Source organism: Dysgonomonas sp. 520, from assembly GCF_010501095.1.
In the GTDB taxonomy this organism is placed as follows: domain Bacteria; phylum Bacteroidota; class Bacteroidia; order Bacteroidales; family Dysgonomonadaceae; genus QVMP01.
In genome coordinates this window covers 42649-62446 of the sequence record NZ_QVMP01000016.1, presented here as the reverse complement: position 1 = coordinate 62446, position 19798 = coordinate 42649, and the positions used below count along the sequence as shown (strand labels likewise).

Annotated in this window: 18 protein-coding genes; 5 read left to right on the top strand and 13 right to left on the bottom strand. The window is 37.9% G+C overall.

Annotated elements, in window-relative coordinates:
* Entirely contained in the window at positions 1-882 is an 882-nt protein-coding gene (locus D0T56_RS10685) for an AraC family transcriptional regulator (RefSeq protein ID WP_163320144.1), read from the bottom strand.
* 139 nt (positions 883-1021) lie between these two features.
* Here D0T56_RS10685 and D0T56_RS10680 point away from each other — a divergent pair, with 139 nt between their 5' ends.
* Positions 1022-1507 carry a DUF4405 domain-containing protein gene (locus D0T56_RS10680; protein WP_163320143.1) on the top strand — a complete coding sequence of 162 codons (486 nt, stop codon included), beginning with the start codon at positions 1022-1024 and terminating at the stop codon, positions 1505-1507.
* Positions 1508-1582: 75 nt separating this feature from the next.
* On the opposite strand, the gene eno is transcribed toward D0T56_RS10680, so the two are convergent.
* Together eno and D0T56_RS10670 are read right to left on the bottom strand one after the other, a co-directional pair.
* Positions 1583-2872 carry a phosphopyruvate hydratase gene (gene eno / locus D0T56_RS10675; protein WP_163320142.1) on the bottom strand — a complete coding sequence of 430 codons (1290 nt, stop codon included), beginning with the start codon at positions 2870-2872 and terminating at the stop codon, positions 1583-1585.
* A gap of 203 nt (positions 2873-3075) precedes the next feature.
* Entirely contained in the window at positions 3076-3792 is a 717-nt protein-coding gene (locus tag D0T56_RS10670) for a hypothetical protein (protein ID WP_163320141.1), read from the bottom strand.
* Between the two features lie 362 nt (positions 3793-4154).
* Between D0T56_RS10670 and D0T56_RS10665 the strand changes: the two genes are divergently transcribed.
* On the top strand, positions 4155-4970 hold the full coding sequence (locus D0T56_RS10665; RefSeq protein WP_163320140.1) for an AraC family transcriptional regulator: 816 nt from the start codon (positions 4155-4157) through the stop codon (positions 4968-4970).
* Between the two features lie 200 nt (positions 4971-5170).
* Here the strand turns inward: D0T56_RS10665 and queF are convergent, their stop codons facing one another.
* Positions 5171-5626 carry a preQ(1) synthase gene (gene queF, locus D0T56_RS10660; protein WP_163320139.1) on the bottom strand — a complete coding sequence of 152 codons (456 nt, stop codon included), beginning with the start codon at positions 5624-5626 and terminating at the stop codon, positions 5171-5173.
* Between the two features lie 5 nt (positions 5627-5631).
* The gene (gene queC / locus D0T56_RS10655; RefSeq protein ID WP_163320138.1) at positions 5632-6294 is read right to left on the bottom strand and encodes a 7-cyano-7-deazaguanine synthase QueC; all 663 of its coding nucleotides are present in this window, start codon (positions 6292-6294) and stop codon (positions 5632-5634) included.
* Positions 6295-6512: 218 nt separating this feature from the next.
* On the opposite strand from queC, the gene D0T56_RS10650 reads away from it, so the two are divergent.
* The 3 genes from D0T56_RS10650 (at position 6513) to D0T56_RS10640 (ending at position 10018) form a co-directional block, all read left to right on the top strand.
* Positions 6513-9191: a 4-alpha-glucanotransferase gene (locus D0T56_RS10650; protein WP_163320137.1), complete on the top strand. Its 2679-nt coding sequence runs from the start codon at positions 6513-6515 to the stop codon at positions 9189-9191.
* Between the two features lie 189 nt (positions 9192-9380).
* Complete coding sequence (locus D0T56_RS10645; RefSeq protein ID WP_163320136.1) at positions 9381-9527, top strand: hypothetical protein; 147 nt, start codon at positions 9381-9383, stop codon at positions 9525-9527.
* A gap of 11 nt (positions 9528-9538) precedes the next feature.
* Positions 9539-10018, top strand: a complete 480-nt coding sequence (locus D0T56_RS10640; RefSeq protein WP_163320135.1) for a hypothetical protein — start codon at positions 9539-9541, stop codon at positions 10016-10018.
* 59 nt (positions 10019-10077) lie between these two features.
* Here D0T56_RS10640 and D0T56_RS10635 read toward each other — a convergent pair whose 3' ends face one another.
* From D0T56_RS10635 to D0T56_RS10600, 8 genes are all read right to left on the bottom strand, one after another.
* Positions 10078-11691: a S41 family peptidase gene (locus tag D0T56_RS10635; RefSeq protein ID WP_370458801.1), complete on the bottom strand. Its 1614-nt coding sequence runs from the start codon at positions 11689-11691 to the stop codon at positions 10078-10080.
* Between the two features lie 65 nt (positions 11692-11756).
* Positions 11757-12215: a pantetheine-phosphate adenylyltransferase gene (coaD, locus tag D0T56_RS10630; RefSeq protein WP_163320134.1), complete on the bottom strand. Its 459-nt coding sequence runs from the start codon at positions 12213-12215 to the stop codon at positions 11757-11759.
* A gap of 9 nt (positions 12216-12224) precedes the next feature.
* Positions 12225-14411, bottom strand: a complete 2187-nt coding sequence (recQ, locus tag D0T56_RS10625; RefSeq protein ID WP_163320133.1) for a DNA helicase RecQ — start codon at positions 14409-14411, stop codon at positions 12225-12227.
* 172 nt (positions 14412-14583) lie between these two features.
* A complete protein-coding gene (gene clpX, locus D0T56_RS10620; protein ID WP_163320132.1) occupies positions 14584-15819 on the bottom strand; it encodes an ATP-dependent Clp protease ATP-binding subunit ClpX in 1236 nt (411 codons plus the stop codon).
* A gap of 75 nt (positions 15820-15894) precedes the next feature.
* Positions 15895-16563, bottom strand: coding sequence for an ATP-dependent Clp endopeptidase proteolytic subunit ClpP (gene clpP, locus D0T56_RS10615; protein ID WP_163320131.1), 669 nt, complete (start codon positions 16561-16563; stop codon positions 15895-15897).
* 202 nt (positions 16564-16765) lie between these two features.
* Positions 16766-17671: an energy transducer TonB gene (locus tag D0T56_RS10610; RefSeq protein ID WP_163320130.1), complete on the bottom strand. Its 906-nt coding sequence runs from the start codon at positions 17669-17671 to the stop codon at positions 16766-16768.
* 95 nt (positions 17672-17766) lie between these two features.
* Complete coding sequence (gene tig, locus D0T56_RS10605; RefSeq protein WP_163320129.1) at positions 17767-19149, bottom strand: trigger factor; 1383 nt, start codon at positions 19147-19149, stop codon at positions 17767-17769.
* Between the two features lie 220 nt (positions 19150-19369).
* On the bottom strand, positions 19370-19723 hold the full coding sequence (locus D0T56_RS10600) for a hypothetical protein (protein WP_163320128.1): 354 nt from the start codon (positions 19721-19723) through the stop codon (positions 19370-19372).
* Positions 19724-19798: the final 75 nt, after the last annotated feature.

The window sequence follows — 19798 nt, the reverse complement described above, 5'->3', positions numbered from 1 at the left end:
CTATGATTTTCGATACAAAAAAGGTGTGAAACCGGTCTCCTTTTTAAAAAATTTACCAAATGCTGATGCATCATAAAAATTTAAAGTATCTGAAATTTGTGACACACTCATTCCCGTATATTTCAATAATATCTTAGCTTCCGTAATCAATGCATGAGCAATCCAGTTTCGAGTAGTCTTTCCTGTCAGAGTTTTCAGCACCAAAGCTAAATATTGAGGAGTGATATGCAACCGGTCTGCATAAAATGTTACTTGATGCTCTGATTTCCCGTTTTCGCCCAATAGCAGCAAAAAACTATGCAATATATGTTCCTGACCTGATAATTTTTGAGTATTTGAATCGTAATTCCGTTCTATCATTATATTATCCATTTCGAGGATAAACTCGACAAGCAAAGTCTTTATAATTTCATCTCTCAAATGATGATTTTGCTGCAGTATTTTTTGTTTTATTCTATCAAAACAAGAATTGATAATATTTGTCTCATCCACAGACAGATGAAACCCCGGATGTTTTCGGATATTTATGAATGAAGGTTGGTATGGCCGGTTTTTATTGATATCGAAACTTCCGAAATATTCTTGGTCGACAATCATAAACTTAGCTCTGAAATCATCGCTAGATCTTATACTTTGCGTTATATGTTCGGGGAGGATTACGAGAAAGGATTTTTCTTTCAATGTATAAGAGGAGTAATCCAATTCAACATCTAGAATTCCACTTTCAACAAATATCAAAGTGAAGACTGTAGATCTGGTCGGAAATATGTCCTTCTTTAAAATATCTTTTTTCTGAACTTCTCCTACAACTACTTTATTCTCAAATTCAGCCAAAACACATTCACTCATTTCGTCAAGATCATAGAATGATATCTGTTTCATATTATACTATTTAATTTATTTAGACAGAAGTCAAATTTAATTAAATATTCGATATATACCATTTTTGTATTGTTTTATACATACATATAATTGCATATAGGAACTATTTTTGCAATCAATGATTTAACTTTAATGAATTATGGCAAACAAATTTTCTTTGACAAAAGGCAAATCAATATTTATTATAGATCTGATTCTGATCCCGATATGTATATTGCTTGTGTACAGCGGATTAAAGCTACATAAAGCAGGACACGGCATAGATCATGACATTTGGGAATATTGGGCTAATTATCACGTTGTTGTGAGTATAGTATCACTAATTTTAGTTTGGTGGCATGTCAAAGCTCATTGGAACTGGTATAAAGGACTGATGCAAAAAGGCCTCAAAGGCAAAAGCAAAACAACAGTGTTCATATCTGTTCTTTTCTTTATACTGACTATGACGGGTATTTTATTGATTTTCTTTATCGACGGAGCCAATTCTTCTATCGGGTTATGGCACTACAAACTAGGTCTTATCACAACCTTTTTAATTGTTATTCATATTGTAAAACGTTTTCCGATGATGGTTAAAGGTCTCAAATTGAAAAAGAAAAGCAGAAATAGCAATGCAATAATGTAAAAGAGGTGTTGCATAAAAAACAAGGGAGAACCCCAAAAGGCTCTCCCTATTATTTATTCTGATAAAGTAGTGAATTTATTTCACTCTTTGAACTCTCTTGTAACCATAAACAGCTTTATCGCCAAGTTCTTCTTCGATACGAAGCAATTGGTTGTATTTAGCCATACGGTCTGAACGGCTCAATGAACCGGTTTTGATTTGTCCTGAATTTGTAGCAACAGCAATATCTGCAATTGTTGCATCTTCAGTTTCGCCCGAACGGTGAGAAGTTACAGAAGTGTAACCTGCACGGTGAGCCATCTCAATTGCATCAAGAGTTTCTGTTAAAGAACCGATTTGGTTAACTTTGATAAGGATTGAGTTACCACAACCCATTTCGATACCTTTTTTCAAGAACTCAACGTTAGTAACAAACAAGTCATCACCTACAAGCTGAACTTTATCGCCAAGTTTGTCTGTAAGAAGTTTCCAGCCATCCCAGTCGTTTTCGCCCATACCATCTTCAATAGAATCGATAGGATACTTAGCTGCTAGCTCGGCCAAGAACTCAACTTGCTCGGCAGAAGTACGTTTCGCGCCGTTTGGTCCTTCAAATTTGCTATAATCGTAAACTCCGTCTTTGTAGAATTCAGAAGCAGCACAGTCTAGAGCGATAGTCACGTCTTTTCCTGGCTCATATCCGGCAGCTTTGATAGCTTTGATAATTGATTCCAAAGCATCTTCAGTACCTTTCAATGTTGGAGCGAAACCACCTTCATCACCAACAGCAGTGCTAAGACCTCTGTCGTGGAATTCTTTTTTCAATGCATGGAAAATTTCAGCACCACAACGCAAACCTTCTTTGAAAGAAGGAGCACCAACCGGACGAACCATAAATTCTTGGAAAGCGATAGGAGCATCAGAGTGAGAACCTCCGTTGATGATGTTCATCATAGGAACAGGCAACGTATAAGTGTTTGTTCCGCCAATGTAACGATACAATGGAATATCCAAATAGTTTGCAGCAGCTTTAGCAACAGCCAAAGATACACCCAAAATAGCATTAGCACCTAATTTCGATTTTGTTTTTGTTCCGTCAAGTGCAATCATTTTAAGGTCGATACCTCTTTGATCTAATGCCGATTCTCCTTCAAGTGCAGGAGCGATAACTGTGTTTACATTTTCAACAGCCTTAAGAACACCTTTTCCAAGGTATCTTTTCTTGTCTCCGTCACGAAGCTCTAGAGCCTCATTTTCACCTGTAGAAGCTCCTGATGGAACAGCTGCACGACCAAATGCGCCACATTCTAATGTTACATCAACTTCAATTGTTGGATTTCCTCTCGAATCCAAGATTTCACGCGCAAAAATACGTTCAATTCTCATAACTGATTTTTGTTTTAATATAAGATATTTATAGTGAATTCTATATGATTTGTATAAGCGACACAAAATTAATCTTTTTTTTCTATTCTGGAAATTGTTTTCTGCTAAAGAACATAAAAAAAATCGGAGTTTTATCCAGGCAAAAAAATCCCCCAAAGCAGAAGCCTTGAGGGAAAATTTTGATTATTATATAGGCTTGGGCATCACTCCAATTTTATCCACTCCAGATATGTAGAATATGAATCTTTATCAGTAAGCAGTTGCCCCCCAGCCTTTGTCCACATCACCCAAGCCTTAAGTGTAGTATCCTCTGTAAATTTAATAATTTTACTATAACTAGGGTAATCCCGATAAGCGTTTCTCACCCCATCGTGAAAATGTGCGATTTCGGCCCCTGCTAGCGAACTTCCCTCTTTGAAATACAGATGGTGATAATCACCCTCCTGTAAAGATCCATCAATCATAAAATACGAAACCTTGAAATTAATTAAATATGTTCCTTTAGATAGCGTTGTTTGTATTCCAATATCAGTAAGGACATTAATTCCTGTCAATATAAAATCAGGTTTTGAAGAATAAACCATCCCGGACAAAAGTGAAGCTCCAGCCTTCCAAAAAGCATTTCCGTTAGCATCACTTGTCAAGGTTCTGTTTGTGCCTTGTGTTCCATCCTGTAAGCGAAATCCTCCGCCTTGTGTCGTGCTGCGGATATCCACTTTTGCCTGAGGATCATTTGTGCCTATACCTACATTACCATTAGCTTTTACCACAATGTCATCCGCAATATTCGTATTTCCGTTTGTGTTTTTTTGCGCATCAATGTGAAACACCCCTTGTGGCGACTCTGTGTTCACTCCTACCTGTCCGTAAGCAATGGTGCAGGCCAAAAGCATCAATAAGAATAATAAACTTTTTTTCATAATTTTTAATGTTGTTTGTCGTGTTAGTTTTTCGTCTCCGGTTCGTTTTTTACCTCTTCTTCAAAATTGCTAATCACTTGATTTTGTGCGACTAATACACTCTGTCACTTTAGCAGTGACAGAAAAACCCTTTTGACTATGTTACACCATTAATTATAAAGACATTAAGTTTTATGAGAAAAACAAATGTTAAACACCTTGTTAAACATGAGGTTGTTTCATTCGATAAAATCGGAAATACGGGTAAAGTAAATCGCTGATTACAAATATTTAAACAGAAACATGAGAATTGAAAAAATAAAATTTTTCGTTAAATATTCGTTAAACACACACTAATTCAATCACTTAAACAACAACACAATATGAATTTTGAAAATAGAGACATAGAAACGAACATAATGTTCGCTGATCTGGAAAAAGGGAAACAATGGACTGCCAGACAAGACTATTGCAGGATAATATTAGTAATTTCAGGAAGACTGAATATCTCCTTTTCGGACATAAAGGAAGAATCTATTTCTGCAAGTAAGTTCTTCTTCCTGCCTGCAGGATATGGATGTATGATCAACGCTCCGGAAAAGTCTTCTTTCGTATCAATTGGTATTAATGATGAGGATTATTTGTATGACAGTTGCAGAATGAAGGAGTTGAAAAGCACAGAACAACAAGGTGTTAGCTATCTATCTTTCAATGAAGTGATGAACGGATACATCCGTTCACTTCTTATTTACAAAGATAAGAACATAGATTACAATTTCCTCGCCGACATCAAAGCTAAAGAGTTGATTTGCATACTCAAAGCATCGTACACAGGAGAACAGCTGGGCAGCTTTTTCAGTACATACCTCACAAATGACCTTTATTTCACAGAGCAGGTCAGAAAACTAACCAAAAGCGTCCGAAATGTCAGGGAACTAGCTGATCAGATGCACTATAGCTATTCGGGGTTCAATAAAAAGTTCAGGAAAGTATTCGGTGTTTCTGCCTATTCATGGCTCAGGCAACGAAGGGCAAGTGCAGTTTATCATGAAATTTATCATACGGACAAGAGCCTGAAACAGATATCGACCGATAACAAATTCGCAACTCTGTCTCATTTCAATGAGTTTTGCCACAAAATATTGGGTGCTTCACCCCGACAAATCAGGAGTAAAAGATACAGGAAGCAAAATACATAAGTTTAAGGAATATTACAGGGAGTGAACGACACATATTTTGCCATAAATTTGCACTGTATAAAACCTCTGAAAAAACAAAGCTCTGTCACTGCTAAAGTGACAGAACTTTACTATTATTTATAACAAGAGTACAAGTATACGTAATTTCAATATTAGATCTGCTTCTTTTTTTGTTAAAAAACAATAACAAGAATATTACCCTACTGCAAATTACGATTCATCAGCCTGTGCTTTGCCAACTCCTCGTATTGTGTACCCAAACGCCCATAATTACAATAAGGATAGATACTTATCCCTCCTCTGGGCGTAAATATGCCGATCACTTCAATATATTTAGGATTCATCAGTTTTATCAAGTCTTTCATTATAATATTTACGCAATCTTCATGAAAGGCGCCATGATTCCTGAAACTGAAAAGATACAATTTCAGGCTTTTACTTTCCACCATCTTTTCGTCGGGCAGATAGTTGATATGAATGGTGGCAAAGTCAGGTTGCCCTGTAATAGGGCACAAACTCGTAAATTCGGGGCAGTTAAACGTTACCCAATAGTCATTTTCGGGGTGCTTGTTGTTGAATGCCTCCAAAACTTCCGGGGCATAATCGTCCTTATATTCAGTTTTTCCACCTAAGTGGCTCAATCCTTCTATTTCCATATCATTTATTTGTTTTCTTTCATTTTCAGATATTTATTCAATCCTTTTTTCCTCAAAGTGCACGAAGGACATTCGCCGCAACCATCTGCCATTATCCCGTTATAGCAAGTCAGAGTTTCGTTACGAACAATGTCGAACACCCCCAAATCGTCGGCCAATTTCCAAGTATTAGCCTTATCCAGATTCATCAACGGTGTATGGACTTTAAAATGCTCATCCATAGCCAAATTGAGGGTAGCATTCAACGAATAGATAAACGTATCACGGCAATCGGGATAACCGCTATAATCGGCCTCCGAAACACCTGTCACAATGTGTCTTATCCCATGATTGCGGGCAACAACAGCCGCAAACGTAAGAAAAAACATGTTCCGTCCCGGTACAAAAGTGTTTGGAAAAGAGTCTTCCGGTTTTTCTTTATCCATCTCAATATCAGCCGTTAGCGAATTTACAGATATCTGTCCGATGATGGAAGCATCTAAAAGTTGAAAGGGAACACCCGCTTTTTCAGCAATTTTTTGCGCTACTTCCACCTCTTTCGAGTGACGCTGACCATAGGTAAAGCAAAGCGTGCGCACCGATGCAAAATTGTTTAAAGCCCAATACAGGCAAGTTGTAGAGTCCTGTCCTCCTGAAAAAAGGACGAGAGCAGATTCTTCTGATTTCATTTCGTTTAATCTTTGTTTTTTACGTGGTTAATCCTAAGCTACACGGAAAGATATACATATCTTTCATTGAAGAACAAAGATAATAAAAGAATCGCAAATCAGTAGTTGGTTTTACCGTAACAAAAATATACCATAAAAAACGACAGAACATGTTTCGTCAAAAGAGAGTTATAATGAATAAGTTTTTATAAATTCGCACAGACTTAGATATGCCTGTTATGAAAATAAAACTGATTCTTGACTATTATGCTGTTTGGGGACAAACAGTTTGTGTGTATGGTTCATTGCCCGAATTGGGAAACATGAATGAAAATGATGCGCAACCAATGACTTGCATCAACACTTCTCAATGGGTAATTGAACTCAACGTCGATTCGGATGTAAAAAAGATTGAGTACGGTTATTTAATCAGGCAAGGCAATGAGACAATCAGAAGAGAATGGGGTAAGTTACACGTAATAGAAATTCAAAGCGCAAAAGACATAACTGTTTTCGATCTTTGGTCTGATAAACCCACACAGAATTATCTGCTGACATCGGGATTTTCAGACAGTTTTTTCCGCCAACCGTTTCAAACGCTACCCGGAACAAATTATCGAGACTCAATTGCACTGACCGTTTTCTGTCCTTACATCAATAAGAATCAAGAGCTTATTCTCTGTGGCGAATCTCCTTTGCTGGGAGATTGGAACGCCGACAATGCACCACGGTTCATCACAACAAGTTACGCCAAATGGCAATTATCTTTAGACGCTTCTGCAAATGAAAGACCTCTGCAATATAAACTAGCCATCTTCGATAGAACGGAAAACAGAATCATCCATTGGGAAGAAGGAAGCAATCGGACATTGCATCCTCCGGTTTGGAATAAAGATCGGGAATCGGTGAGGATAGAAAATCTCGTATATCTCTACCCTTCAATAAAATGGAAAGCCGCCGGAGTGGCTATTCCGGTTTTCTCGCTGCGTTCGGAAGACAGTTTTGGCATAGGAGAATTTTCTGACCTGAAAAAGATGGTAGATTGGGCAGCAGCTACAAATCAGAAAGTTATACAAATATTACCTATCAACGATACCACTATCACATATTCATGGACAGATTCTTATCCTTACAATGCCATTTCAATCTATGCACTTCATCCGATATATCTGGGAGTTAAAGAATTTCCGTTGAGAAACAATGAAAAGATGACCGCATACGAAAATGAAGCCAGAGCATTAAACCTTCTTCCAGACTTGGATTACTCTAATGTAATGGATATGAAAAACAGATACTTCCAAGAGCTTTTCGATGAAACAGGTCGGAAAACTATGATGAGTGAAGAGTATGTAAGGTTCTATCAGAAAAATGAAGAATGGCTATTCCCTTATGCTTGTTTTTCATTCCTCAGGGATGAAAATAACACAGCCGATTATAAACAATGGCAATCACACAACAGATACGATAGAGAATCTTTGAAAGCGGCAATCAGCTCTAATCCAAAGTTTAAAGAAAAGGTTGAGAAAAGTTTTTTCATCCAATATCTGCTAGATAAGCAATTGGCTGAGGTTAAAGAATATGCCCATCAGAACAATGTGATTCTTAAAGGTGATGTTCCGATCGGAATCAGCCGCAATAGTGTTGAGGCATGGACAGAGCCTCATTTGTTTAATCTTGATACTCAAACAGGTGCGCCACCCGACGACTTCTCAATTAACGGGCAAAATTGGGGTTTTCCCACTTACAATTGGGAAGAAATGGCGAAAGACGGTTATCTCTGGTGGACAAAGCGTTTTCGTAAGATGGCCGACTATTTCGATGCCTATCGTATAGACCACATACTCGGTTTTTTCAGGATTTGGGAAATTCCTCTTACATCGGTTCAAGGTTTGTTAGGCTATTTCAATCCGGCACTTCCACTTTCTTTGGAGGAAATACACGATGCCGGTTTATGGCTTGACGATCAGCGTATGACAAGTCCCTATATCACAGATGAGTCACTAGACAAGATTTTCGGAAAATTAAAAGATGAAGTGAAAAGGAAATACCTGCACCCAACGTCTTCCGAACTCTTTGAACTGAATGAAGAATGTAATACTCAAGCAAAAATCAGGGAAATATTTAAGGAAATACCTGATAGCAACAGTATTCGTGATGGACTGTATAGCCTTTGTAATGAGGTGCTGTTTATCAGAGACAAACGCGAACCTGATAAATATCATCCCCGTATTACGGCACAACATAGCTTTTCGTTCCAATACTTGGATGACATACAGAAAAACGCATTCAACAATCTTTATAATGACTTTTTCTATCGCCGTCATTCGCACTTTTGGAGAAATGAGGCTATGAAGAAACTTCCTGCGCTTATTTCGTCTACTTCAATGCTTGTTTGTGGCGAAGACCTGGGTATGATTCCCGAATGTGTGCCATCTGTTATGAATGAATTGCAAATATTAAGCCTGGAGATAGAACGGATGCCAAAGACCGGAGGCGTTATGTTCGAGCCTCTTGCCTCCCTACCCTACTTATCTGTTTGCACAACTTCTACACACGATATGGCTCCTATCAGAGGATGGTGGAAAGAAGAAAGCAAAGACTACAGACAGAAATACTACAACGATGTATTGTGTCAACATGGCATGGCTCCAGATGAATGTAACCTCGATATTTGCAACCAGATAGTCAGAAATCATCTAAACTCACCCGCGATGCTTGCCATTCTACCTCTTCAGGACTGGCTATCTACATCAGGGCAACTTCGAAGGAAGAATGAGGATGAGGAACGTATCAACATCCCCTCAGAACCACGGCATTATTGGAGATACCGTATGCACCTCACCTTGGAAGAATTACTGAAAGCCGATGATTTTAACCTTGAAATAAAATCAATGATAGAAGACACCGGAAGAGGATAATGAATAGTCGTAATCTTTCGACTTGTCTTTATTCTTTTTTATTCTTATATTAGACCAAGCTATAAGATTTCAGAAAAATTGTATTTAACAATAAAAGTATCATATTCAGTAACAATAACATATATATTATCATTAAAACGATTATTAGAATTAGAAAATTTATTACATTTGCAATGTAAACATGTATGTATGGAAAATAAATCAAAAACAATACGCATCAAAAAGCCATCCCAAAGGTTAATCGATTTGATGAAAAGTATTGAAAAAAAGAAAGAAGAAACCAGAAAAGATCTGTACGCCAAAATGGATACTTTTTTTGTTGAAAGTTCAAAATAACTTTTTGAACAATGGATTTTTCTTTCCCTATTGAATCAAAAGAAGGACACAAATATATAATTCACCTATCTGAACAATCTCTTGATATTTTTGGTATTCCTCAAAAAGAAGATGTCTGTATTTATAATATTACGCTCGCTCTGAAAAATGGTGTAACTAAAACAAACAATGTTTCTACATTGAACAGAATTGCAAAAATCATTTTAGATTTTATAGACAACAACAATGTCATCCTATATTTTTATTGCAGTCCTTCCGATGATATTATTTTCAACACAAAAAAGGCAATCAGTCCACAAGCATATCGTAGCAGACTTTTTACCACATTATTTAATAGAATATCAAAAACAGGAAAGAAAGACTACCGCCACTTTCGTTTTGTTATTGAAACGGATGAAGATGATTTATACAACCATTTTATCTGTGAAAAGAAAGACATACACGTGATTGAAAATATAGAAAACTCTTATCTTGAGTTTAAAAACCCATAAAAAAACGACAAGCCACTCAACTTGTCGTTTTCCTGTTATAGGTATTTTTTCTTACAGCCTCATCCTCCACCAAGCAGCTGATTATACAATTTATCATTATTAATAATCTCCAATCCTCGCTTGAAAACATCCGAATGATCATTTATTATCCTGTAATATGCAGCTGCATTGTAAATATCCCGAGCTACCAGAGCTTTTATTGCGATCGTTATGTCTTCTTTCGATTGGCTGTATTGATCTTCTTTGAATTCTATTTTTTCTTCTTCTGCGTATTTCTTAAGTGTTTCAAATGCCGATTTCGGGACTTTATATTCTGCCTTATATTCTTCAATTGTCGGGTATTGCGCCAATAGTTTTTCCCGCTCATTATCCAATATACCAAGAACAATTTTATTAATCAACCCCTTGCTGTTCAGCTTCATGTGATAATCCGTATAACGAGCAGTATCGAGCGGCACAAATTCGTCGGGCATAATGCCCCCTCCACCATAAACCGTCCGTCCTTTCACCAAAGTCTTAAACTTCAAAGAATCAGGAAAATGTATACTATCAGCACTCACCATTTCACCATGATTGAAGCGTTCAATTAGATCTTGTTCATAATCGCCCTTGGCTCCATTTTCGTACGGTTTCTGAATACTACGTCCACTAGGCGTATAGTAACGAGCCACAGTAAGACGAATCATAGACCCGTCAGCCAATGAAAATTGTCTTTGCACAAGTCCCTTTCCAAAAGTTCGACGACCGACAATCAGTCCCCTATCCCAATCCTGAACGGCTCCCGATACAATTTCACTGGCCGATGCTGAACTTTCATTTACCAGTACTACGAGTTTTCCTTTTTCAAAATTTCCTTTTGCATTCGACACATCGCTATATCTTCGCTGATGCTCGCCTTCCGTATATACAATCAGTTTGTCTTTTCCCAAAAATTCATTCACAATACCCGTTGCGGCAGATAAATACCCACCTCCATTATATTGTAAATCGAGAATAAGATTAGACATTCCCTGCGCCTGCAATCCGCTCAAAGCCTTTTTAAACTCATTTATGGTGGTGGCTCCAAACCTGCTTAAACGTATATATCCGGTCTTTTTATCAATCATATAAGACGCATCCAAACTGTAAATAGGAATTTTGTCTCGGGTAATTTTAAAATCTATCAGTTCTGGCTCGCCTCGTCTCAGCACCTGCACTCTGACCGTAGTACCTTTTGGACCCCTCAACCGCTTCATAATGTCTCTGTTCGACATTTTCACCCCAGCTATCAAAGTGTCGTTTACATTTATAATCCTGTCTCCGGCTCTTATTCCCACTTTTTCGGATGGACCACCCGATATAGTTTCGACGATATAAAGCGTATCTGTCAACATATTGAACGAAACCCCGATACCATCGAAATTTCCTTCTAAAGGTTCGTTCATTTCCTTCACCTCATCAGCAGAAATATATGTAGAATGTGGGTCTAATTTTTCAAGAAGAGCCTTTACCGCATCTTCTGCCAACTTGTCTTCATCCACTTTGTCAACATACTCTGTACTTATTCGGTGCATCGTTGTTTTCATCTTACGGATTGCCTGAGTCTCTCCAAACTGAGCATACATATTTAAGCTAGAAACTGCAACAGCGATTAAAATCAACAACTTCTGAAAATATTTCATCTTTATATCCATCTTGTTAAATATGAGAATAGCCAAGTGTATGCTTGACTATCCATTAATCTTTATATTATATTTTCTCAATCTATCTTTAGCCCTTTAGGTACAAGGTCCGATATGTCGTGCCCATAACGAAGCAATTCCCGCACAATAGTTGAACTAATGTGAGTTAACTCAGGCTCTGTAAACAATACATAAGTCTCGACCCCCGAAATTTTACGGTTCATATCGGCAATCGTTTTCTCGTATTCGAAATCGCCAACCGTTCTCACTCCACGCAAAATAAAATCCGCGCCCACTTGTTGTGCAAAATCGACTGTCAAACAATCGTATTTTTCTACAGATATCCTTTTGTCTTCTTTAAACAAGTCCCGAATCATCTCAATCCGTTTATCTAAAGAAAAATAGTTTTTCTTTGTTTCATTAACACCGATAGCTATAACTATCTCATCGAACAAGTTTAAAGCCCTGTCAACTAAAGATTGATGCCCGATAGTGAATGGGTCGAACGTTCCGGGGAAAATTGCTTTTTTATTCATCCTTCTCCCTTAGTTCGCCATATCAGATATGAACTTCACCCGCACCAGACGAATTTCATCTTCGCCATACATTCCCAATTCTTTTATCGCTTCTTCCAAATCGTCCGACTCAGCTTCCTGAAAATAGTCGAATATATCTGCAATGTGATCTTCGTCTATCACTTCTTCCAGAAAATAATCTATATTTATTTTTGTTCCCGAATAAACAATGGCTTCTACTTCAGCCAACAATTCGGGAAATTCTATTCCTTTCGATTCTGCCAGGTCATCCAACGCTACTTTCCTATCAATAGCCTGAACAATAGCCACTTTCATTTTCGATTTATTGGCAACTGTTCTCACCCTCAAATCCTCGGGACGTTCTATTTCGTTTTCTTCAACATGTTTTTTTATAATCTCCAAGAATTCCTGACCATACCTTTTTGCCTTGCCTGCTCCAACTCCGGGAATGTTCTGCAATTCGTCCATCGTTACAGGATAGATCGTAGCCATTGCCTCCAGCGAAGGATCTTGAAATATAACATACGGAGGCACATTCAATTTCTTCGACATTTTCTTTCTCAGATCTTTCATGATCGAGAAAAGGACAGGATCTACGGCCGAACTGCCACCTCCGCTTTTCACCACAATGTCTTCCGTATCGTCATCGTCCACCTCTTCATCTTTCATTATTTTGAAAGATACAGGCTTTTTCAAGAAGTCTTTTCCTTTTTTGGTTACTTTCAGCAAACCATAGTTTTCTATGTCTTTATCAAAATAACCTGCTACAATGGCCTGACGAATGATAGCATTCCATGTATCTTCGTCAGCTTCGTCTCCCGACCCGAATACTTCAAGCTCCTGATGCCCGTAGGTTTCTATTTCGGATGTTTCCTTGCCACGTAAAATGTTAATAACATATTCAATCTTAAATTTTTCTTTCAATGCGATTACTGCTTCGATAGCAGTTAATAATAAATCTTGAGCTTCCACCTGTTTTTTAGGATTTAAACAATTGTCACAATTACCACAGTTATCTATATTATAATCTTCTCCAAAATAATGGAGTAAAACTTTTCTTCTGCACAAAGCCGTTTCGGCGTAAGCTGCTGTTTCCAACAACAACTGTTTTCCGATTTCTTGTTCGGCTATGGGTTTACCTTGCATAAATTTTTCTAATTTCTGCAAGTCTTTATACGAATAAAAGGCTATACATCTGCCTTCTCCGCCATCCCTTCCGGCACGGCCTGTTTCCTGATAATAGCCTTCGAGGCTTTTCGGCACGTCGTAATGAATCACATAACGCACGTCGGGTTTATCAATTCCCATTCCGAATGCGATAGTCGCCACTATCACATCTACCTTTTCCATCAGAAACGCATCCTGATTGCACGAGCGTGTCGCTGCATCCAATCCGGCATGATACGCCAAGGCATTAATGTTATTTGCACGAAGTATTTCGGCAAATTCTTCCACTTTTTTCCGGCTAAGGCAATATATAATGCCCGATTTCCCGGCTTGTGTACGGATATACTTTATTATATCCTTATCTCTGTTAGATGTTTTTGTCCTTACTTCGTAATACAAATTTTCTCTGTTGAATGAAGACTTGAACACCTTGGCATTCATCATTCCCAGATTTTTTTGAATATCGTGCTGCACTTTGGGTGTAGCAGTAGCAGTCAGTGCTATTAACGGACGCTTCCCTATCTCTTCTATTATTGGCTTTATGCGTCTGTATTCCGGTCTGAAATCGTGCCCCCACTCTGATATACAATGAGCTTCGTCTATGGCATAAAACGAAACATGTATCTGACGCAAAAACTCTATATTATCCTCCTTTGTCAACGATTCGGGAGCAACATAAAGCAGCTTCGTTTTGCCAGAAACAACATCTGCTTTCACCTGATCGATAGCGGCCTTATTCAGTGACGAATTCAGGAAATGGGCGATACCATCTTCCTCGCTGAAATTTCTCATCGCATCCACCTGATTTTTCATCAGTGCAATGAGGGGTGAGATTATAATCGCCGTTCCGTTCATCAGCAACGCCGGCAACTGATAACACAGCGACTTACCTCCGCCCGTAGGCATCAAGACGAAAGTGTCACTTTCTGCCAATACATTCTGAATAATATTTTTTTGGGTACCCTTAAATTTATCAAACCCAAAGTGTTCTTTCAGTTTTTCGTGTAATATATCGTTGTTTGTAGGCATACTATGTTTTAAGTATAGTCAAGTAAATTATCCGTTAATGTAATATATATATTTTTTAATCGGAAAAAAAATTTACTCTTTAACACTTATCTTCCGTTTTAATCTCAACACGAAGATAAGACGCAACAATGAAACCTACAACGAAAATCGTTTTTTTTATCATAAAAAATGACTATTCCTCTTTCAGCCTATCCAGACGCGATTTTTCGAGGTGCTCTTTTGCATATTCCAACGTTATTTTCACCTTTTTCTTCGTTGTAGATGGTACTGAAAACATCACATCCATCATTATTGTTTCTACGATAGACCGCAAGCCTCTGGCTCCTAATTTATATTCAATAGCTTTATCTACAATATAGTCGAACACTTCTTCATCGAAAGTCAGTTTCACCCCATCCATTGCAAACAGTTTGACATATTGTTTGATGATAGAGTTTTTGGGTTCTGTCAATATCCTGCGCAATGTTTCTCTGTTCAACACATCCAGATGGGCAAGGATAGGCAAACGCCCGATGATTTCGGGAATCAACCCGAATGCTTTTAAATCCTGATGTGTTATGTATTTCAACAAATTGTGACGGTCTATACCTTCACGCTTGCTGGCATTTGCATAACCTACCACCTGGGTATTAAGCCGTTGTGCTATTTTTCGTTCTATTCCGTCAAACGCCCCTCCGCAAACAAACAATATATTTTTCGTATCCACAGCAATCATTTTCTGATCGGGATGCTTCCTGCCTCCTTGTGGCGGTACAAGCACAGTAGAACCTTCCAGCAATTTCAACAAGCCTTGCTGCACACCTTCCCCGCTCACATCTCTGGTGATGGAAGGATTATCGCCTTTTCTTGCAATTTTATCAATTTCGTCAATAAACACAACCCCTCTTTCGGCAGCCGCCACATCGTAGTCCGCATCCTGCAACAAACGTGTAAGTATACTTTCGATGTCTTCTCCCACATATCCGGCTTCGGTAAGAACGGTTGCGTCCACAATAGCAAACGGCACATGCAATAGTTTGGCTATGGTACGTGCCAACAATGTTTTGCCCGTACCGGTTGGACCAACCAGTATTATGTTTGATTTTTCTATTTCTACACCATCATCTTCCTTGTCCTGAATCAATCGTTTATAGTGATTGTATACCGCAACGGATAAGAATCGTTTTGCATCTTCCTGCCCAACAATATACGAATCAAGATAATCTTTGATCTGCTGCGGGGTTGGCAATTTTTCTTTGCCAAAATCAAAACTACCGGACTTTGCTTTGACAGACTCCATGACAATCTGGTATGCCTGTTCAGTACAGCTATCACAAATATGCCCCGAAATACCTGCTATCAGCAGGTTCACATCGTTGTCGCTTCTTCCACAAAAGCTACAGTAGTCGTTGGTTGTGTTTTTAGTCATAAGTTTTATCAAATAAAGAGTCTACCCTACCTCAGGATAAACTCTTTTCAATATATAATTACTTTTTTATAAGAATCATTTATTTCTCATCAATACTTCATCAATCATACCATATTCTTTGGCTTCACCCGAAGTCATCCAATAGTCACGATCTGAATCCTGTGCTACTTTTTCGATAGGTTGCCCCGAATGTTCGGATATGATTGTGTACAATTCTTGCTTCACTTTACCGATTTCACGAGCCGTAATCTCGATATCTGAGGCTTGGCCTTGTGCGCCGCCAAGAGGTTGGTGAATCATCACACGCGAATGTTTCAGGCCGAAACGCTTGCCTTTTTGTCCGGCAACAAGCAATACTGCTGCCATAGATGCAGCCATACCTGTACAAATTGTTGACACGTCGCTACTTATAAATTGCATTGTATCGTATATTCCATAACCTGCATAAACTGATCCGCCCGGAGAATTGATATATATTGATATATCTTTTCCCGAATCGGCAGAATCGAGGTAAAGTAATTGAGCCTGAATAACATTGGCTGTATAATCGTCTATCTGTGTACCCAGAAAAATGATACGATCCATCATCAAGCGTGAAAACACATCCATCTGTGCAACATTCAACTGACGCTCTTCTATGATGGTTGGCGAAATATAGCTACTAGTTATATCTACATATTTATCAAGAGCCAGACCATTCATTCCCAGATGTTTGGTTGCGTATTTTCTAAAATCATTGTTCATAATGTTCTATTGTTTTAATTTAATTATCAATAGTTGCCCTACAAATACTATGCCTATTCATTTCCGGTGTAGAAATGTGACATATATTTTTTCACCTTTTCATTTTCGTAGGAGCAAACAAATTTATAAATAAAAACGAGAAAGGTGCAAATAAAGTTGCATTAACTCCCAATTATTTTTTTTCAATCAGACACTTGTTGCGCTAATCTCTGAATTTAAATGTAACAGGCAAAATAAGCTCAACAGGTATTTCTTTTCCGTCAATTGTTCCGGCCTTCCACCACCATCCGTTCATTTTCTTCACGATACGTATCACCTCTTCATTCAATACCGGGTCAACGCCTCTGAGTATTCTTATCCTTGCAATGCTTTTATCTGTATCAACAATGAAACCAACAACAACCTTTCCCACAATACCACTTTCAATAGCAGATTCCGGATACCGGATTTCCGCCAGTATAAATTTGCGTAATTCCTCCACGCCTCCCGGAAAAATAGGAGGAATACATTTCATCGTCGAGTCTTTCGATATACTATCGAGGTAATTGTATATTATGGATTCGGGTGAAAACTCTATCAATCCTATTGGGCGTATCTTAGGTCGCAGATCTATATGCACAGAACGTACAAGATCCACACTTTTGTCAAATCCGATAAAATAGTAGTCCAATGTTTTCCAATCGGCAACAATATCATTCCACGGCGCAATATATTTTCTCTCTCCTACAAGCACAATACCTTTTTCCATTATTTTATATTTCGGATAAGACAAAGAATGCGTACCGCCCCATGGTTTTCCTTTTTCCAGAAATGATGAAATACGTACTCCTGCAATTTCGTTATAAATACAGTAGTGATCCACCGTTCTTTTTATGCTTTTCATTGTGCGCATAATATGACGATTCTTCTTGCCCTTATATTTATCAAGAGAGGTTTCGGATGTCAAAACGCAGAATCCGAGGGTGTCTCTTTCGTAGCTAAAAAACACCGTCTTCATTTCATCATCAGAAAGTTGAGGAATGCCGTCAGACAAACTGATCTCTTGTGATTTCGCTACTTGTGACCCGAAGCATATCACCACAGTGATCAATAAAAGAATGTTACGCATACCATTAGCTTGTATTAAGGTTATTCCTTATAATAAAAAAGGAGCCATGATAAAAATACCATGGCTCACAAATTTAAATACATTTTCGAGAATTCTTATTCAGCCGATTCTGCTTCTGCCGGTTCAAAGAATTTTTTGAACTCGTCAAGAGTCACCGATTTTTCTTTCAATCCTAGAGTAGATTTCAAGTATCCGATTATCTTTTGTTCCATTACCCTGTCAACCAAATTTCTCCTTTGATCTTCTTTTTTCAATGTTTCCATTGCATAATTTTCAAGAATATCGTCAGGAAGGTTAGCCATACCATACTGAGCAAATTGCGCTCTGGTTGAGGCTATTGCCGCAGCCTTCAATTCGTTTTCGTCTATTTTTATTTCTGCAGTTTTTGCAATCTCCTCCTTTATAAGATGGAATTTCAAATCCTCTATAATTTTCGGATAGTCTGTTTCCAACGACTCTTCAGTTCTGTCTTTGCCTGTCACCATCAACCATCTTTTCAAGAAAGCATCGGGAAATTGAAGCTCACCGGCTTTGCTTTCCAACATTTTCTTCGCATCAAGCAAGAATTTATAATCGCTATCCGGCTCAAGTTGTTGAGCAATATTTTCTTTCACTTTTGCTCTGAAATCAGCCTCAGTGGTTACAACTCCTTCTCCAAAGATTTTATCGAAAAGTTCCTGATTCATTTCAGCCTCTTCGTATCTGGTAATGTCTAATACTTCGAACGAAAATTCAGGTGCAATAGACTCCACTTCTTCTTTTTGCAAATGAAGGAATGATGCTATTTCGGCTTCGTTTCCATCATACGCTTTCGCCGGATTTATTATTACAATATCTCCTTTTTTCACCCCTGCGAATTTCGCTTTTTCTTCTTCATTTTTCATATAAGAAGCCATCAACACGCCGTCTTCCACAACAATGCCGTCTTCTTTTGGTTGCTTGTTTTCGTCCAATTCTCTGACAATACCTTTCAGCATATCAGTATCTTTAGCTTCTCCGTCAACCGACTCATACTTACCATAGTTAGCTCTGAAAGAAGCTATTTGTTGATCTACCAATTCTTCATCAACAGAAATTTTGTAGTATTCAACCTTATCTTTTTTGCTCAATTCCAGTTTAATTTCGGGAGCAAAACCCAAGTCGAAGAAAAACTCGAAATTACCTTCCGTTGCAAAGTCAATAGGCTGTTGCTTTTCTTCGTTAGTAAGAGGTTCGCCCAAAACATTCAGCTTGTTTTCCGTAATATATTTATATAGGTTTTCCCCTACCAACTTATTCACTTCTTCCGCAAGGATTGATTTTCCATACATTTTTTTCACCATGCCAACAGGCACCGTGCCCGGACGAAACCCCGGTACATTAGCTTTTCTTCTGAAATTTTTAAGAGCCTGATCTACTTTCTCTTGATAATCATTTTTCTCTACTTCGATCTTTAAGATAGCATTTACGCTATCAACATTGGTAAGCGATACATTCATGTTTGTTAATCTGCTTTTTTATGTAATTTATATTCAATCTTTTACGAAATGCGCCCATAAGTCCAGGCACACAATAATAGCCGGAAAGTCAATCAGACCATTTTTTCAGCTTGCAAAAATAGTCTTAATATCCAAATATTCAAACTTAATTTTTATTTTTTATTTTCATCCCACCTCTTTAGTTTTCATTTAGATAGGCAAATGTGACGAAAATGAAAAACTAACGAAAAGACAATAACAGGATGTAATCATCAATAGAATCTTTCAACGCCAATGGCAATTCTTCCTTTTTAGAAACGGCTTTCAAAACAAATTCCTTTTTCCCATCATTAAATTTTGCCATATTGCCATCAAACTCCAACCGGCTATCTTCAAACGTGCGATATTCTTTGCCATCTTTCTTGTCCATAGACACAAAACTCAACGGATTCAGCGAATCGTTCTTCTTATCATAAAGCAACCAGAAATTCACATCTCTTTTATCGGTAACGCTTACAATGTTTCTCTTTATCTCCACAATAGACATTTCATCACTTGTGAAATAATACAATATTGAATACTTAGCCTGTCTCATATCTGCTATTTTGTAATTTTTAGGGCAAAAATAAGCGCTTAAACTCCTATTTCCTAAAAAAACAGAAAGATTCTT

What these genes read in the sequence shown, in the direction of transcription:
- clpP (WP_163320131.1), bottom strand. Translation starts at nt 16,563, where the DNA reads ATGAACAATGATTTTAGAAAATACGCAACCAAACATCTGGGAATGAAT.
- recQ (WP_163320133.1), bottom strand. Translation starts at nt 14,411, where the DNA reads ATGCCTACAAACAACGATATATTACACGAAAAACTGAAAGAACACTTT.
- queC (WP_163320138.1), bottom strand. Translation starts at nt 6,294, where the DNA reads ATGAAATCAGAAGAATCTGCTCTCGTCCTTTTTTCAGGAGGACAGGAC.
- D0T56_RS10665 (WP_163320140.1), top strand. Translation starts at nt 4,155, where the DNA reads ATGAATTTTGAAAATAGAGACATAGAAACGAACATAATGTTCGCTGAT.
- queF (WP_163320139.1), bottom strand. Translation starts at nt 5,626, where the DNA reads ATGGAAATAGAAGGATTGAGCCACTTAGGTGGAAAAACTGAATATAAG.
- D0T56_RS10650 (WP_163320137.1), top strand. Translation starts at nt 6,513, where the DNA reads ATGAAAATAAAACTGATTCTTGACTATTATGCTGTTTGGGGACAAACA.
- D0T56_RS10670 (WP_163320141.1), bottom strand. Translation starts at nt 3,792, where the DNA reads ATGAAAAAAAGTTTATTATTCTTATTGATGCTTTTGGCCTGCACCATT.
- clpX (WP_163320132.1), bottom strand. Translation starts at nt 15,819, where the DNA reads ATGACTAAAAACACAACCAACGACTACTGTAGCTTTTGTGGAAGAAGC.
- D0T56_RS10685 (WP_163320144.1), bottom strand. Translation starts at nt 882, where the DNA reads ATGAAACAGATATCATTCTATGATCTTGACGAAATGAGTGAATGTGTT.
- coaD (WP_163320134.1), bottom strand. Translation starts at nt 12,215, where the DNA reads ATGAATAAAAAAGCAATTTTCCCCGGAACGTTCGACCCATTCACTATC.
- D0T56_RS10600 (WP_163320128.1), bottom strand. Translation starts at nt 19,723, where the DNA reads ATGAGACAGGCTAAGTATTCAATATTGTATTATTTCACAAGTGATGAA.
- D0T56_RS10645 (WP_163320136.1), top strand. Translation starts at nt 9,381, where the DNA reads ATGGAAAATAAATCAAAAACAATACGCATCAAAAAGCCATCCCAAAGG.
- D0T56_RS10635 (WP_370458801.1), bottom strand. Translation starts at nt 11,691, where the DNA reads ATGGATATAAAGATGAAATATTTTCAGAAGTTGTTGATTTTAATCGCT.
- D0T56_RS10640 (WP_163320135.1), top strand. Translation starts at nt 9,539, where the DNA reads ATGGATTTTTCTTTCCCTATTGAATCAAAAGAAGGACACAAATATATA.
- tig (WP_163320129.1), bottom strand. Translation starts at nt 19,149, where the DNA reads ATGAATGTATCGCTTACCAATGTTGATAGCGTAAATGCTATCTTAAAG.
- D0T56_RS10680 (WP_163320143.1), top strand. Translation starts at nt 1,022, where the DNA reads ATGGCAAACAAATTTTCTTTGACAAAAGGCAAATCAATATTTATTATA.
- D0T56_RS10610 (WP_163320130.1), bottom strand. Translation starts at nt 17,671, where the DNA reads ATGCGTAACATTCTTTTATTGATCACTGTGGTGATATGCTTCGGGTCA.
- eno (WP_163320142.1), bottom strand. Translation starts at nt 2,872, where the DNA reads ATGAGAATTGAACGTATTTTTGCGCGTGAAATCTTGGATTCGAGAGGA.